At 70.3% G+C, this 12,480-nt stretch carries 12 protein-coding genes; 4 read left to right on the forward strand and 8 right to left on the reverse strand.

The annotated features are described in order from the left end of the window. Positions 1–2: 2 nt before the first annotated feature. Positions 3–1,100 carry a cupin domain-containing protein gene (locus tag CLT71_RS26515; protein ID WP_101369504.1) on the reverse strand — a complete coding sequence of 366 codons (1,098 nt, stop codon included), beginning with the start codon at positions 1,098–1,100 and terminating at the stop codon, positions 3–5. A gap of 31 nt (positions 1,101–1,131) precedes the next feature. After that, the gene (locus tag CLT71_RS26520; protein ID WP_101369505.1) at positions 1,132–1,398 is read right to left on the reverse strand and encodes a hypothetical protein; all 267 of its coding nucleotides are present in this window, start codon (positions 1,396–1,398) and stop codon (positions 1,132–1,134) included. Between the two features lie 266 nt (positions 1,399–1,664). On the opposite strand from CLT71_RS26520, the gene CLT71_RS26525 reads away from it, so the two are divergent. After that, complete coding sequence (locus CLT71_RS26525; RefSeq protein ID WP_486483462.1) at positions 1,665–2,327, forward strand: DUF1275 family protein; 663 nt, start codon at positions 1,665–1,667, stop codon at positions 2,325–2,327. A 41-nt stretch (positions 2,328–2,368) separates the two neighbouring features. Here the strand turns inward: CLT71_RS26525 and CLT71_RS26530 are convergent, their stop codons facing one another. The 3 genes from CLT71_RS26530 to CLT71_RS26540 are packed head-to-tail and all read right to left on the reverse strand — an operon-like array spanning position 2,369 to position 4,822. After that, positions 2,369–2,977: a TetR/AcrR family transcriptional regulator gene (locus CLT71_RS26530; RefSeq protein ID WP_101369506.1), complete on the reverse strand. Its 609-nt coding sequence runs from the start codon at positions 2,975–2,977 to the stop codon at positions 2,369–2,371. 34 nt (positions 2,978–3,011) lie between these two features. After that, positions 3,012–3,695, reverse strand: a complete 684-nt coding sequence (locus tag CLT71_RS26535) for an ABC transporter ATP-binding protein (protein ID WP_101369507.1) — start codon at positions 3,693–3,695, stop codon at positions 3,012–3,014. Beyond that, complete coding sequence (locus CLT71_RS26540) at positions 3,692–4,822, reverse strand: ABC transporter permease (protein WP_101369508.1); 1,131 nt, start codon at positions 4,820–4,822, stop codon at positions 3,692–3,694. The genes CLT71_RS26535 and CLT71_RS26540 overlap by 4 nt, the downstream gene beginning before the upstream one ends. A 210-nt stretch (positions 4,823–5,032) precedes the next feature. On the opposite strand from CLT71_RS26540, the gene CLT71_RS26545 reads away from it, so the two are divergent. From CLT71_RS26545 to CLT71_RS26555, 3 genes are all read left to right on the forward strand, one after another. Further along, a complete protein-coding gene (locus CLT71_RS26545) occupies positions 5,033–5,344 on the forward strand; it encodes a hypothetical protein (RefSeq protein ID WP_101369509.1) in 312 nt (103 codons plus the stop codon). Between the two features lie 131 nt (positions 5,345–5,475). Then, positions 5,476–6,123: a SigE family RNA polymerase sigma factor gene (locus CLT71_RS26550; RefSeq protein WP_101369510.1), complete on the forward strand. Its 648-nt coding sequence runs from the start codon at positions 5,476–5,478 to the stop codon at positions 6,121–6,123. 1 nt (position 6,124) lies between these two features. Beyond that, the gene (locus CLT71_RS26555) at positions 6,125–7,543 is read left to right on the forward strand and encodes a hypothetical protein (RefSeq protein ID WP_101369511.1); all 1,419 of its coding nucleotides are present in this window, start codon (positions 6,125–6,127) and stop codon (positions 7,541–7,543) included. A 40-nt stretch (positions 7,544–7,583) separates the two neighbouring features. Here CLT71_RS26555 and CLT71_RS26560 read toward each other — a convergent pair whose 3' ends face one another. The 3 genes from CLT71_RS26560 to CLT71_RS26570 all read right to left on the reverse strand — a co-directional run bounded on the left by CLT71_RS26560 (position 7,584) and on the right by CLT71_RS26570 (position 12,408). Continuing rightward, positions 7,584–8,411 (reverse strand): SGNH/GDSL hydrolase family protein, encoded by an 828-nt coding sequence (locus tag CLT71_RS26560; protein ID WP_101369512.1) that lies wholly within the window; start codon positions 8,409–8,411, stop codon positions 7,584–7,586. A gap of 107 nt (positions 8,412–8,518) precedes the next feature. Continuing rightward, positions 8,519–10,048 carry an outer membrane protein assembly factor BamB family protein gene (locus CLT71_RS26565; RefSeq protein WP_143743626.1) on the reverse strand — a complete coding sequence of 510 codons (1,530 nt, stop codon included), beginning with the start codon at positions 10,046–10,048 and terminating at the stop codon, positions 8,519–8,521. A 131-nt stretch (positions 10,049–10,179) separates the two neighbouring features. Beyond that, on the reverse strand, positions 10,180–12,408 hold the full coding sequence (locus CLT71_RS26570) for a bifunctional polysaccharide deacetylase/glycosyltransferase family 2 protein (RefSeq protein ID WP_199187956.1): 2,229 nt from the start codon (positions 12,406–12,408) through the stop codon (positions 10,180–10,182). Between the last annotated feature and the right edge of the window lie 72 nt (positions 12,409–12,480).

Consider the following 12,480-nt stretch of genomic DNA (forward strand, 5'->3'; position numbering starts at 1 on the left):
ACTCAGTGCCGCTGCACCGCGTGCTTCTCCTTCGGCAGCACCTCGATCAGCTCCCGTGGCATGTTGAGGGTGGTGGCGACCACCTCCGGCGGAATGTTCGCGAGCCACTGCATGAGCGACACGTCCTCGAACTTCGCGGTGCGGAACAATTCCAGATAGACGAACGGCGTGTCCCCGATGTTCTCCACGTAGTGGCCCATGGAGATCGGAACGTATCCGATGTCGCCGGTCTCCATGTTGAAGGTCCGCGCGGTGGCGTGGTTCGCGAAAACTCCCATGCGGCCGCGACCCGCCAGGACGTACTGCATCTCGGCGCCGTTGGGATGCCAGTGCAGTTCACGCATCGCGCCCGGTTCGAGTTCCACCATCGCGACCGTGGTCGTGACCGCCGCGGCGAAGTTGGTGGTGTCGGCGATCCGTACGCTGCCGCCCTCGAAACGCTTCGGTGCCTGGGCGAGCAACTGGTGTTTGAACGTCCGGGGCACGTCGCCGGTGGGGCTGAAGACCCGGTCCTCGGCGAGCGGCGGAGGAACCTCCCCCGGGAAAATGTACTTCTCCCGCTCCGGCAGGTTGCGCATCTGCTCCAGCGTCCAGCCGAAGTTCTTGGCGAGCACCTCCCTGGGTACGTGGGCGAAGAAGTCGGTCACCTGGAAGGTGGCGTCCTCGGAGTAGCAACCGTCGTCGAAGACCAGCAGGAACTCGATGCCTTCCTCGAAAGCCTGGATGTGGTGCGGAATACCGGCCGGGAAGTACCAGAGATCACCCTCCTTGACGTCTTCGAGGAAGTTGCGCCCCTCCTGGTCCACGGCGGCGATCCGGGCACTGCCCTGGAGAATGAACGCCCACTCGGACTGGATGTGCCAGTGCAGCTCCCGGTATGCCCCCGGGTTGAGCTTCATGTTGACGATCGCCAGATCGTGCGCGATCGGCAGCAGACGGTTGGTGACCTCCCGGGTCCAGCCGCCGCTTTCCTGACGGGTGTGGGCCAGCGAGAACGGAAACACCAGGTTCGGCAGCAGTCCATGGTCGGTTGAGGGCGGATGGACCAGGTCAGGGTGCGTCTGGTCGATCGCCGGGTTACGCGGGAGGGTGCCGATCATCGAGCCGTCGCCTTTCGACAACGTGGCCCTGTCAGCGGACTTGCGCATGTCGGACAGCCTTTCTGTCGAAGGGCGCCTCGGCGGCGCCCCGGGATGGAAGGAACAGCACACGGACGGACTCGGTGCCCTGAACCGCGACCGCGAGCGGAATTGCGACACAAAGAAACAGCGACGCCACAACGCTCCACACGGGAGCGCCGATGACGATGCCCGCGACGGTCAGCGCCGCGAACGAGAAGAACTTGACCCGGAGCCGGACGACCGGGCTCCGGTGGGCAGGTTGCCGCCGCGAGGTCATAACCGCGATCCTGGCCAATCCGCCGGCCGTTGCGGAATCGCGCGATCGCGCCATTCGTCGACAGGTCCGGTCCTTCAATGCTCTGTGCGGTTTGGGCGTCGCTCGGCAGGAACCGGTTGTTTTTCGGCCTGTAGGGGTAGAAGCCTGCTGTAGGGGTAGAAGGCTGGATGTCTAGCTCTCGGAGCGATCGAGACAGATCGGCCCGTACCGCACCGAGCCGCTGGCGGGTCAGCCAGTTCGACTTCAAAGAACCGATTCTCGCGCTGATGCTGGGTACCGCGCTGGCGGGCGTGGTCGATGCTTTCTCGTTCCTGCGGTACAAGGTGTTCGTCGGGATCCAGACCGGTAACGTGGCCTTCGTCGGTATGGGCCTGGGTAATCATCTGCCTGCTTGGCCGTCCGCGTTGGCGTCGATTGTCGCCTTTGGTTTCGGTGGACTGCTCGGTGCCGGACTCCGACGAATTCCGGCGAGGGGACCGATTACGCCGCCTGTGCTGGAACTGTCCGCCATGTTGGTGCTGTTCGTCGTGTGGGGCCTGTTCGACCTGGGGCTCGACTCGGGTCGCGGCTCGCTCGCCACGCGCACGGTCCTGACCGCCCTGTGCGCGGTACCCGTCGGCATCCTTGGCGGGCTCGTCGTCCGCACCTTCGGGGTACGGACCGCGACGTCCTTCGAGACCGGGACCGTACTTCGTACCACCCAGGGCCTTGCCGACTGGCTGCTGCGCGGCGGCGACACCGCCCGCGCCCGCCGACTGGCCACGATCGGGCTGCTGTGCCTGGTCAGTTACGCGATCGGGGGATATGTGGGCGCGGTGACCCAGCATCGCCCGATCTGGACCTTCGCGATCTCGTGGGCGCTGATCGTGGTGCTGATCCTGCTCAGCCTGGCCAGGAAGCCGCAGCAGCGCGGGAGCGTACGGCAGTGACCGCACCGGCAGGGGTCAGCGTCCGGCGGAGCCGGGGCCGGTCAGCTCTCGGGCAGCGGACCCAGCCCCAGATAGGGGCCGAGCAGCCGGCGCAACCGGGCCAGCGTGATCTCCCTGGCTTCCGCCGTCCTCGTCCGGTCGACGGCGCCGACCTCGCGGGACGCCTGCACGATGAGGGAGTCGACGAGTTGGGCCATCGTCTCCGGCTCGGGTTCGCCGAACTCGGCGAGCGCCTGGCGCAGCGGCACCTGGAGTTGGGCGTGGAACTCCTCCATCGGGCCTTGCAGCATGCGCGGCTCCACCACCTGGGTGAGTGCGCGTGCCACCGCCTGTTCCGAGCTTGCGAAGAGGTCGACAGTCGCCGCCACGTACGCCCACACCCGGGTGGCCGGCGTCGGCGCCGCGGCGACCCGTGCCAGAACCTGACCGGCCCAGTCGGGGAAGACATCGGCGATCACGGCGGCGAGAAGTTCCTCGGCGGAGGTGAAGTACTGGTAGACGCTGGTGCGGGCGAGCCCCGCCCGGCGCCCGACCGCCGCCATGGACGGTGCCTGCGGGTTCTCGGCCAGCAGGGCGCGCGCGGCGTCCAGCAGGGCGCGTCGTTGCCGGGCGTGGTGTTCGGCGACGCTGGCTGCCTTGATCCGCGGCAAACGCTCCTCCTCGTGGGCAGCTGGCCGGCGAGGCTCAGACGGTGCTGCCCTCGCTGGCCAACAGGCGTCCGTCGATCATCTCAAGGACCCGGTCGCAGTGGTGCAGCACCTCGTGGTCGTGCGTGACCATGACCGTGGCGACGCCGTGGTCATGCGCCTCGCGGGCCAGCAGGCCGACGATGTCCTGACTGCGCTGGCGGTCCAGCGCCGCGGTCGGCTCGTCCACCAACAACACCTGCGGGCGGGTGACGAGTGCCCGCGCGATGCCGATGCGCTGCCGTTCACCACCGGAGAGCTGGTGGGGACGCCGGTCCGCCTTGTGTGACATGCCGACCTCGGCCAGCAGCTCCCGCGGGTCGCGGGGGTTGGCGACCTTGCCGAAGGTCAGCGGTAGCCGTATCTGGTCGAGGCTGGTCAGGGCGGGCAGCAGGTTGCCGCTCTGGAACACGAATCCGATCCGCTCGCGGCGGATCGCGGTGAGCCGGCGCGGCGGCAGCGCGGTGAGGTCGGCGTCGCCGAGCCGGGCCGTACCCGAGGTGGGCCTGGTCAGCGCACCACAGACCGCGAGCAGGCTGGACTTGCCGGCACCGGAGGGGCCGACGATCGCGACCAGTTCTCCCGCCGCGACGTCCAGGTTGACCTGGTCCAGGGCGGTGACGGTCTCTTCGCCGTCGCCGTGCACCAACGTCACGTCGGACAGGGACAGAACGCCGGTCATCGGTTGCCTCCGAGCGCGGTGAGTGGGTCGACGCGGGTGATGCGCAGCACGGCCACGGCGGCGCCGACGACGCCCAGGGTGAGCAGTAGCGCTGTGGCGCCGGCGATCGGCCCGGTCTCCAGCACGAACGGCATGGGAGTGGCGGAGATGGCGGCACCCGCCGCGACTCCGAGGGCGACACCGGTGGCGGCGGAGAGGACGAGGAGTACCACCGACTGCAACAGGCTGTCCCGAAGCAGGTAGCGGGTGCTCGCGCCGAGGGCTCGCAGTACGGCGATCTCCTGCCTGCGCTGCACCGTGAGTACCGTGAAGAAGGCGCCGACGACGAGCGCCGAGATCGCGTAGAGGAAGCCCTGGATCAGTTGCAGGGTGGAGGTCTCGGCGGTGTAGCCCGGCGAGGCGCCGTAGGAGTCCTCGCGGGTCATCGACGTCGTACCCGCGGCCTTGTCGCCGGCCGCCAGGTCGACGTCGGCGCCGTCCTCCGCGCGTACGGCGACCGCGGTGATCTCCTGGTAGATCCGTTCCGGTGCGACGTCGCCCGCGCGTACCCCGGCCTTCACCTCCTGCCACGAGCGCAGCGGAAGGTACCCGATGTCGACATGGCCGAAGGTGTGCTGGTCGGCGAGGATGCCCACCACCTTGAGCGGGGTGCCGGCGGGCTCGACGACGACGGTGTCGCCGACCGCGACGCCCTCCTCGGCGGCGGTGGCGCTGATGACCAACTCGCCCTCGTTGGCGAGGCGCGTGCCCTCGGCGACGTCCGGATCGACGAACGAACCGACCTCGATGCCGAAGAGGGCGAGGTCGATCTCGACCCCCTGGTCGGTCCGGCCGTTGGCCAGGGTGTTGCCGAGTGGCGCGGCCTCGGCCACGCCGGGCTGCCCGGCCCAGGTGGCGACGGTCCCGGAGTTCACCACGCTGCGCGAGAAGGCCGAGTCCTTGGCCACCTCGTGCTGGAAGGCCAGCGAGGTCACCGGGAGGCGTTGCAGGCCGGAGACGCCGTCGTTGACCAGCCCGACGGAGAGTCCGCTCAGCAGTACGGTGAGGATCGCGATGAGTGCGACGACGACGCCCATGAGGGCGAATCGACCACGGGCGAAGGCAAGTTCACGCAGGGCGAGGAACATGGGCTCACCGCGTCCGACAGGTAACCGACAGCATGTCGAGAAAGATACCGACACTGTGTCGGGAACCTGCGATCTGGTCCGTAGGTGTGAAGCACCTCACGTGGTCGATACCCGTGCCAGGGCGTCCGGCGACACCCAGATGCCGGTGGCGGCCGTCAGGTGACCTTCGGACCGGGCATATCCGGGTCGCCGCGCTCGTAGCATGAGGGCGTGGAGTGGGTCACCGTACGCTTCGCGGGCGGTCCGGCCGACGGCACCGCCCGGGAGTTGCCGGCGGCACCCGGCGGCGGGCCGCCGCGACGCTGGGTACTCAGCACGAGCCCCGACGGGTTTCGGGGCGATCAGTTGGCGGCAGCAGACCCCGACACGCAAGACCCCGACAGGCAAGACCCCGACACGCAGAACCCCGACACGCGGCCGCTGTCCGTGGACCACCTCTACGAACTGCGCCCCCAGCCGGAGGCTGACGGCTGCTGGACGATGTCATTCGTCCGCTCCGATCCGGTGGGCATGACCGAGTAGCCGACACCGGGCGGGACCCGGCCGACCCGATGTGCGGCCGATCGTCCGGACAGGTTTTCGACCGCGCATACAACCACTGGTGACCCGGCGAGCATCCCAGTGCCGGAATCGTCTTCAGAGAGGTCGACGGGATGCAGCCGGACTGGGAGCGCGAGTACGTCGAGTTCGTCACCACCGCGATGCCGAGGATGCGGCGACTGGCGTACCTGCTCTGCGGTGACGCGCACCGGGGCGACGATCTCGTCCAGCAGACCTTCACCACGCTCTACGTGCACTGGCCCCGGGTCCGAACCGTCAACCACCTCGACGGGTACGTCCGGACGATCCTGGTCCGGTTCTTCCAGGGTGAGAAGCGGCGGCCCTGGTCGAAGCGGGTACGCCTGACCGACTCGCCGCCCGAGCCGCTTCCCGAGTACGGGCCGGATGTCGAGGAGCGGACCGTGCTGCGGGCCGCGCTCGACCGGGTGCCCCGGAAGCAGCGTGCCGTGCTGGTGCTGCGCTTCCTCTGCGACATGTCCGTCACCGAGGTGGCGGAGACCCTCGGCTGCTCTCCCGGGACGGTCAAGAGCCAGAGCTTCCACGGGCTGGCGACGCTCCGGCGGCTGCTCGACGAGCGGTCGAGCTTCGGCGACTCACCCGAGCCGAGCGTCCGGGCCGGGCCGCCCGGGTTGGCCGTGCCGAATCCGGTTCCGCCCCGGCGCTGGTCCCGGTCGGCGACCTCCACAGGTGCCGTCCCGGGCACCACCGACAGCTTTACCTGCTCGACGGAGGGGAGTTGAGATGGACGAGTTCGACGAGCTTGCGGCCCGTGACCTGTTGCGCCCGCTGGACGGGGACCCGGCCCAGCCCTGCACCGTGGAGATCGACGGACTGCTGCGCGCCGGTCGGCGCCGGGTGCGTCGCCGCCGGCTGCTGGCCGGTGGCGGCCTGGCCGCGACGACCGCCGTCGTCCTGGTGGCCGTCCCGGTGACGGTGGCGGCGGTGCGCGACGGCGAGCCCGCCGTGATCCTCCCCGGCACCGGCCAGGTCGCCCAGCCGACCCCGGACTCGACGCCACCGACCCCGGGTTCGACTCCGTCCGACCGGCGTCCCGTCGACTCGGCTCCGCCACCCGCTCCGACCCGGTGCACGCCGCACCGGCTCCCGCTTCCGGAAGGCGCCACCGAGAGCCAGGTGCTCGACGGCGACCCGAGCGGACGCTTCCTGGTCGGGGTGGCCCGGGACACCGGCACGGCGCGCACCTGGACGCTGCGCTGGGACCGGGGGGTGCTGACGGTGCTGGAACCGCCGACCACCGATCCGCCCCGGCTGCTGGTGAACTCGCAGGGGGTGGTCGCCGGTGACGGCATCGCGGTGCGGGACGGCCGGGCCGAGCTGGTCTCCTGGGTCTACCGGGACGGCCGGTACGTCGACCTGACCAACCCGGACGGAAGCTATTTCGGCGACGTGATGGACCTCAACGAGCGCGGTGACGTGCTCGGTGGCATCCGTACCCTCGCCTACCGGGGCGTACCGGCCGGCACGAAGGGCGGTCCGCCGGCCCCACCCGGCCCGGAGGCCGGATCGCCGGGAGGTGCGCTCTTCGACGACACCCTGATTCCGGGGCACAGCGCCGGAATCTGGGTGGCCGGTGCCGAGCGGGCGCCGAGGAGGCTGGCGGAGCTGGCCAACCAGAAGAGTTACGCCACCGGGATCGACGACGACGGCACCGTGGTCGGCGGCACGGTCGGGCTCGGGGCCGACCGGACGGTCCGGATGCTGGCCTGGGCTCCGGACGGTACGGCCCGCGCCCTGGCGCCACCGCCCCGGCACGGTGCCAGTACCGGCCCGCTGTCGATCCGGGGCGGCTGGGTGCTCGGCTGGTCGGTCGCGATGTCCGCTGGCGAGCAGAAGGTGGTGCCGACACGGTGGAACCTGCGTACCGGTGAGGCGACCCCGCTGACCGGACTGCCCTGGGCGTCGGCGGTCAACCGGCACGGCTGGGTGGCCGGGTTCGTCCGGGACGCGACAGGCGTCGAGACTCCGGCGGTGCTGGCCGGTGAGCGGCCGGTCGTGCTTCCGCTGCCGGCCGGGGCCGTACCCGGAAAGGAGGGACCGGCGGCGGTGAGCGTCAGCGACGACGGCCGGGTGGTCGGCGGGGTCGTCTCGGTCGGCCCGGACGACGCCGCGACCGCCGCGGTCCGCTGGACCTGCGACTGATTCCGGGGTACGGCGGGCGCCCACCCGGGGCGCCCGCCGGTCAGGACCTGCTGGCCGTGCTGCCCCGCAGTGCGGTCTCCACCAGCCCCGCGTAGCCGACGTGGCCGGCCCGGTTCGGGTGGTACGACTCGCCGAGCGGGTTGGAGGTGCCGTTGATCCACTCGACGTCGTCACAGACCGCGTGCCCGGTGAACGGGCCCCGGGCGTCGATGAAGGTGAACCCGTGCGCGGCGGCCCGGGCGGCGATGGTGGTCGCCAGCAGGTCCGCGGCGGCGTTGAGTTCGGCCTGCTCGCCGGGGGAGATCCGGGCGATGAAGTTGCACTCCTCGCCGTTGAAGAGGCGTGGATAGCCGACCACCGCGACCCGGGCGTTCGGGGCCAGGCTGCGGATCCGGGAGTAGAGCTGGTCGAGCCGGCCCGGCAGGGTGTTCCGGATGGTGTTCTCCGCATTGTTGATCTGCGACCAGCAGGTGGTCGGCCAGGGGTAGGCGCACTGCAGGATCACCGACGACCAACCGATGTCGTTGCCGCCGGCCTGGACGGTGACGTAACTGGTGGTCGAGTTGAGGCTGCCGAGCTGTCCGTTGAGCACACTGGAGGTGGTGGCTCCGGCGCAGGCCGGGAAGGTGAGGGTGGCGCCGAGCCGGGCGGCGTCGAGCACCGGGTAGGAGTGCCGGGAGCGCTGGCACGAGCCGCTGTCCGAGTAGTACTCCCGGGTGCCGGTGCCTGAGGTGTACGAGTCGCCGAGCGCGGTGTAGGTGGGCGCCGCCGCGTGTGCGGGTACGGCGGTCAGGCTGATGGTGAGGGTGGTGACGAGGGGGACGGTGATGGCGGCCAACAGGGGGACCAGGCGACGAGGCAGCGGCATGATTGCCTCCTGACATAGGTAAAAGTAGATGTCAGGCTGGCAGAAATCTGCGCTCCATGGAAGTACCCGTGTAGGTTTCTTTCTCGGCAGTTCCCGTGCGGGCCGGCTCAGCGGGCCGCGATGGCGTGGAACGCGCCGGCCCGGGTACCGACGTAGATCCGGCCCCGCCACACCGCCGGAGTCGACTCGATGCAGCCGCCGAGCCTGACCTTCCACAGTGGCTTCGGCGCGGCCCTCGTGTCGGCGACGTCGTACGCGTGCAGCGTCCCGGCGCAGTCCCCGATCACGAGTACGTCGTCGACCACCACCGGCGACTGCCAGGTCGGGCCGGGCAGCTCGAACCGCCACCGTACGGCCCCGGTCGCCCGGTCGACGCCGAGCACCTCGCCGCCCTGGGTATCGAAGATCGCGATGTCCCGGTGCAGGGCCGGGCTGCCCCAGATCCCGGCCGGCTTGCGGGCGTGGTCGTCGACGTGCCACACCCGCGGATCGCCACCGCGCCGGGGGTCGAGCTTCATCATCTGCCCGACCTGCTTCGACCGGGCGGTGCCGCGCTCGTACTCCGAGCCGACGTAGAGCGCGCCGGTCTCGTCGACCGCGATCGAGGCGTCGGTGTCGTCACCGGTCCAGAACCGGAACACCCGCTTCGGCTTGCGCCCCTGCTTCAGGCCGCTGATGTCCCAGCCCTGCACCAGCCCGCCGGAGTTGGCGAAGTAGACCACGTTGCCGGAGACGGCCACCGAGTTCTCGATCGAGACCATCCGGTCGTCGACGTCGCGCAGCAGTTGGTCGTCCCAGCCGGGCGCGTTGAACACCAGCTTCGGCCGGACCGTGACCCTGCCGTCGGCGGCGTACCGCCGGTTGAGCTTGACGATGTGGAACTGGCTGTTCTCGCCGCCGAGGAAGAGGTAGTCGTCGAGGATCAGCCCGGCGCCGTCGAAGTCGTCGTTCCACATCGTCGGCGAGACCGCCCGCGCCGACAGCTTCCAGAGCTCGGTCGGTTTACCCCGGTCGATCGCGATCACCCGGTAGTAGTTGTCCCGCGATCCCGAGTAGACCAGCGGGAACCCGTCCGGGTCGACGGTGACGGAGCCCTTGATGATGTCGCCGGTCGGAAAGTCGGGCAGGATCCGCTCACCGGTCTCGCCGTCCAGGAAATGGATCTTGTGGTCGTACGCCCCGAAGACCACCCAGGTCCGGCCGTCCCGCTCGAAGACGGCGGGCTGCCCGGTCCAGCCCGTACCGCACCAGACCCGGGTGCCCTTCTCGTCGGTCGACTCCCCGCACAACCCGCCGCTGCGGGGAAACTGCCACTGCCGCGCCGGAGTGCTCCGGGGCATCGGCCCGGTGCCGTAGTACGTCCGGGTCGGGTTGCCCCGGAACGTGAGCAACCCGTTCACCTTCTCGCCGTACGGCTTGCCGACCCGGGCCGGATCGGACCAGCCGGTGAACTCGGCCGGTCTGGTCGTACCCACGGCACCCGGAGTGGGGCTGGCGCTGCCCGACCAGCTCGGACCGGTCGCGGCCGGGCTGCCGCCGTCAGCGTCGCAGGAGGTGAGGGTGAGTACGGCCACCAGGCCGAGCACGAGTAGCCGGGGCGGGGTAGCGGTGAATCCTGAACGTGGTCGTCCGGTCACCGCAACAGTGTGCCCACCGGTGGCAACCCCGCACAGGGTCGAAATCAGGTCCGCTCCATGTCAACTCTTTCCGGCAGCTCCGGGGCGATGATCGGTGGATGCCGCCTCCGGCGAACGGGGGACCGACCTCGTCACCGCTGCCCCGGCGCCAGCTCCTGCCCGGTACGGTGCAGCTTCTGCCAGCGCAGCCGGCCGCCGTGCAACGCGGTCACCACGGACTGGATCAGCACCAGGTACATCAACTGTCGATAGGCGAACTGTTGCAGCGGCAGCACCCAGAGTGGCCCCAACCGCTCCCGGTCCAGCCGGAACGCGATCACCCCGGTGACCAGTTGCAGCCCGAGCATCGCCAGCCAGGCCACCACGGTGGTCATCTGGTCGGCGAAGAACAGCCCGTACACCGCCATGATGTCGATGACCGGCGCGAGCAGTGGCAGGACGATCCCGAACAGCGCCAGGAAGGGCAACCCGCGTCGACCGAACCGGCCGGACGCCCCGGAGTCGAGCAGCGCCCGCCGGTGCTTCCACATCGCCTGCATGGTGCCGTAGCTCCACCGGTAGCGCTGTTTCCACAACTGCCTGACGGTCGCGGGCGCCTCCGTCCAGGCCCGCGCCCGCTCCTCGTAGACGACCTTCCAGCCGGCCCGGACGATCGCCATGGTGATGTCGGTGTCCTCGGCGAGCGTGTCGTCGGTCATCCCGCCCGCGCCGACTATCGCCTCCCGGCGGAACGCGCCGATCGCTCCCGGCACGGTAGGCATGCAGCGGAGCGTCTCGTAGAGCCGGCGGTCCAGGTTGAAGCCGATGACGTACTCGATGTGCTGCCAGCGGGCGACCAGGCTGCGCCGGTTGCCCACCTTGACGTTGCCGGCCACCGCGCCGACCGCGGGATCGCCGAACGGCTGCACCAGTTGGCGGATCGAGTCCGGTTCGCAGACAGTGTCCCCGTCGACGGTCACGATCAGCCGGTGACTGGCGAACGCGATCCCGGTGTTCAGGGCGTTCGACTTGCCGCCGTTCGGCGTCCGGATCACCCGTACGTTGGGCAACCGGAGTTCTTCGACGAGGTCGGCCGTACCGTCGGTCGAGCCGTCGTCGACCACGATTACCTCGATCGTCGGGTGGTCCCCGGTGGCCAGCGAGCGGACCGCCGGGACGATGCCCTCCCGTTCGTTGTACGCCGGCACGATCACCGACACCGGCTCGGTCACCGGTGGCCCCCATGCCCAGGCGGCCGAACGCCGTCGTCTGGCGTGCCGGCCGGCGAGGGCGAACAGCAGCACGGTACGGGCCACCGTCAGTACGCCCACCGCGATCATCGCCACCCAGAGCAGCCGTACTGTGCCGTCGGCGATCCGTACCGTCCAGACCAGGAAACCGCCCCGCCAGCGGTCGCCGGCGGAGAGGGACTGATCCGTCGTCAACGCCGTACCCGCTCCGGCCGAGGCGCCCGGCGGGTCGGCCCCGCCCCGGGCACCGGCGCCGCCGGTGAGGGTGAGCGCCAGGCCCTCGCTGACCGTGGTGAAACGGTAACCCTTGGCCTGCATCTCGGGGATGAACCGGCGGAGCGCGGCGACGGTCTGCGAGCGTTCGCCACCCGCGTCGTGCAGCAGGATGACCGCCCCGTCGTCCCCGGCCGGCGTCATGTTCTTCATGATCACGTCGACCCCCGGCCGGGCCCAGTCCTGGCTGTCGGTGTCGTTGACCACGGTCAGGTAGCCCAGCGAACCGGCCTCCTGGATCAGGGGCCAGTCGTGGTCGTCGATCGCCTCCGGGTGGGACGAGTACGGGAACCGGAGCAGCGACGTGTGCACCCCCGTCGCGTAGGCGATCGCCAGTTGGGTCTGCGTGTACTGGAGGCGTCGGCCCTCGGCCGAGAGCCCGGCCAGCTCGGGATGGGTGAAGGTGTGCACGCCCAACTCGTGGCCCTCGTCGACGAGCTGCCGGGTGAGCCCCTGGTGGCGGGCGACGGCCGAACCGACCACGAAGAACGTCGCCGGTACGTCGTACTCGGCCAGCACGGCGACGACCTCGGGCGTCCAGTGCGGGTCCGGCCCGTCGTCGAAGGTCAACGCGATCGTCCTGGGCGGGAGCCGGTAGGACCGGGGGGTGTCTTCCGGACCGGCGCGGATGATCGGCCCACCGTTGATGACCTCCGCCGGCACCACCGTCTGCGGAGCGTCCAGCCCCTCGTGGTCCGGAACGAACTCGGCGTTCACGTACGCCTCGAAGAGCAGGATGCCGACGAACGCGGCGACCAGCAGCAGGCCCGCCGCCCAGCGCGGCCGGGGTACGACCCGTCGGGTGCGTGCGGTGCGCTGGATGTCCGGACGGCGACCCCTGGGTCGGCTCCTGCCCATCATCGTCGGGGTGCGTCCGCCCTGGACGGCGACCAGCGGCTCGACATCGCCGCCGACGGGGCACGGCCCCGG

The sequence above is a fragment of the Plantactinospora sp. CNZ320 genome, from assembly GCF_002846275.1.

Excerpts from the sequence above, each read along its gene's own strand:
- CLT71_RS26550 (WP_101369510.1), top strand. The coding sequence starts at position 5,476 with ATGCAGCCGGACTGGGAGCGCGAGTACGTCGAGTTCGTCACCACCGCG.
- CLT71_RS26570 (WP_199187956.1), bottom strand. The coding sequence starts at position 12,408 with ATGGGCAGGAGCCGACCCAGGGGTCGCCGTCCGGACATCCAGCGCACC.
- CLT71_RS26515 (WP_101369504.1), bottom strand. The coding sequence starts at position 1,100 with ATGATCGGCACCCTCCCGCGTAACCCGGCGATCGACCAGACGCACCCT.
- CLT71_RS26525 (WP_486483462.1), top strand. The coding sequence starts at position 1,665 with ATGCTGGGTACCGCGCTGGCGGGCGTGGTCGATGCTTTCTCGTTCCTG.
- CLT71_RS26555 (WP_101369511.1), top strand. The coding sequence starts at position 6,125 with ATGGACGAGTTCGACGAGCTTGCGGCCCGTGACCTGTTGCGCCCGCTG.
- CLT71_RS26540 (WP_101369508.1), bottom strand. The coding sequence starts at position 4,822 with ATGTTCCTCGCCCTGCGTGAACTTGCCTTCGCCCGTGGTCGATTCGCC.
- CLT71_RS26560 (WP_101369512.1), bottom strand. The coding sequence starts at position 8,411 with ATGCCGCTGCCTCGTCGCCTGGTCCCCCTGTTGGCCGCCATCACCGTC.
- CLT71_RS26520 (WP_101369505.1), bottom strand. The coding sequence starts at position 1,398 with ATGACCTCGCGGCGGCAACCTGCCCACCGGAGCCCGGTCGTCCGGCTC.
- CLT71_RS26535 (WP_101369507.1), bottom strand. The coding sequence starts at position 3,695 with ATGACCGGCGTTCTGTCCCTGTCCGACGTGACGTTGGTGCACGGCGAC.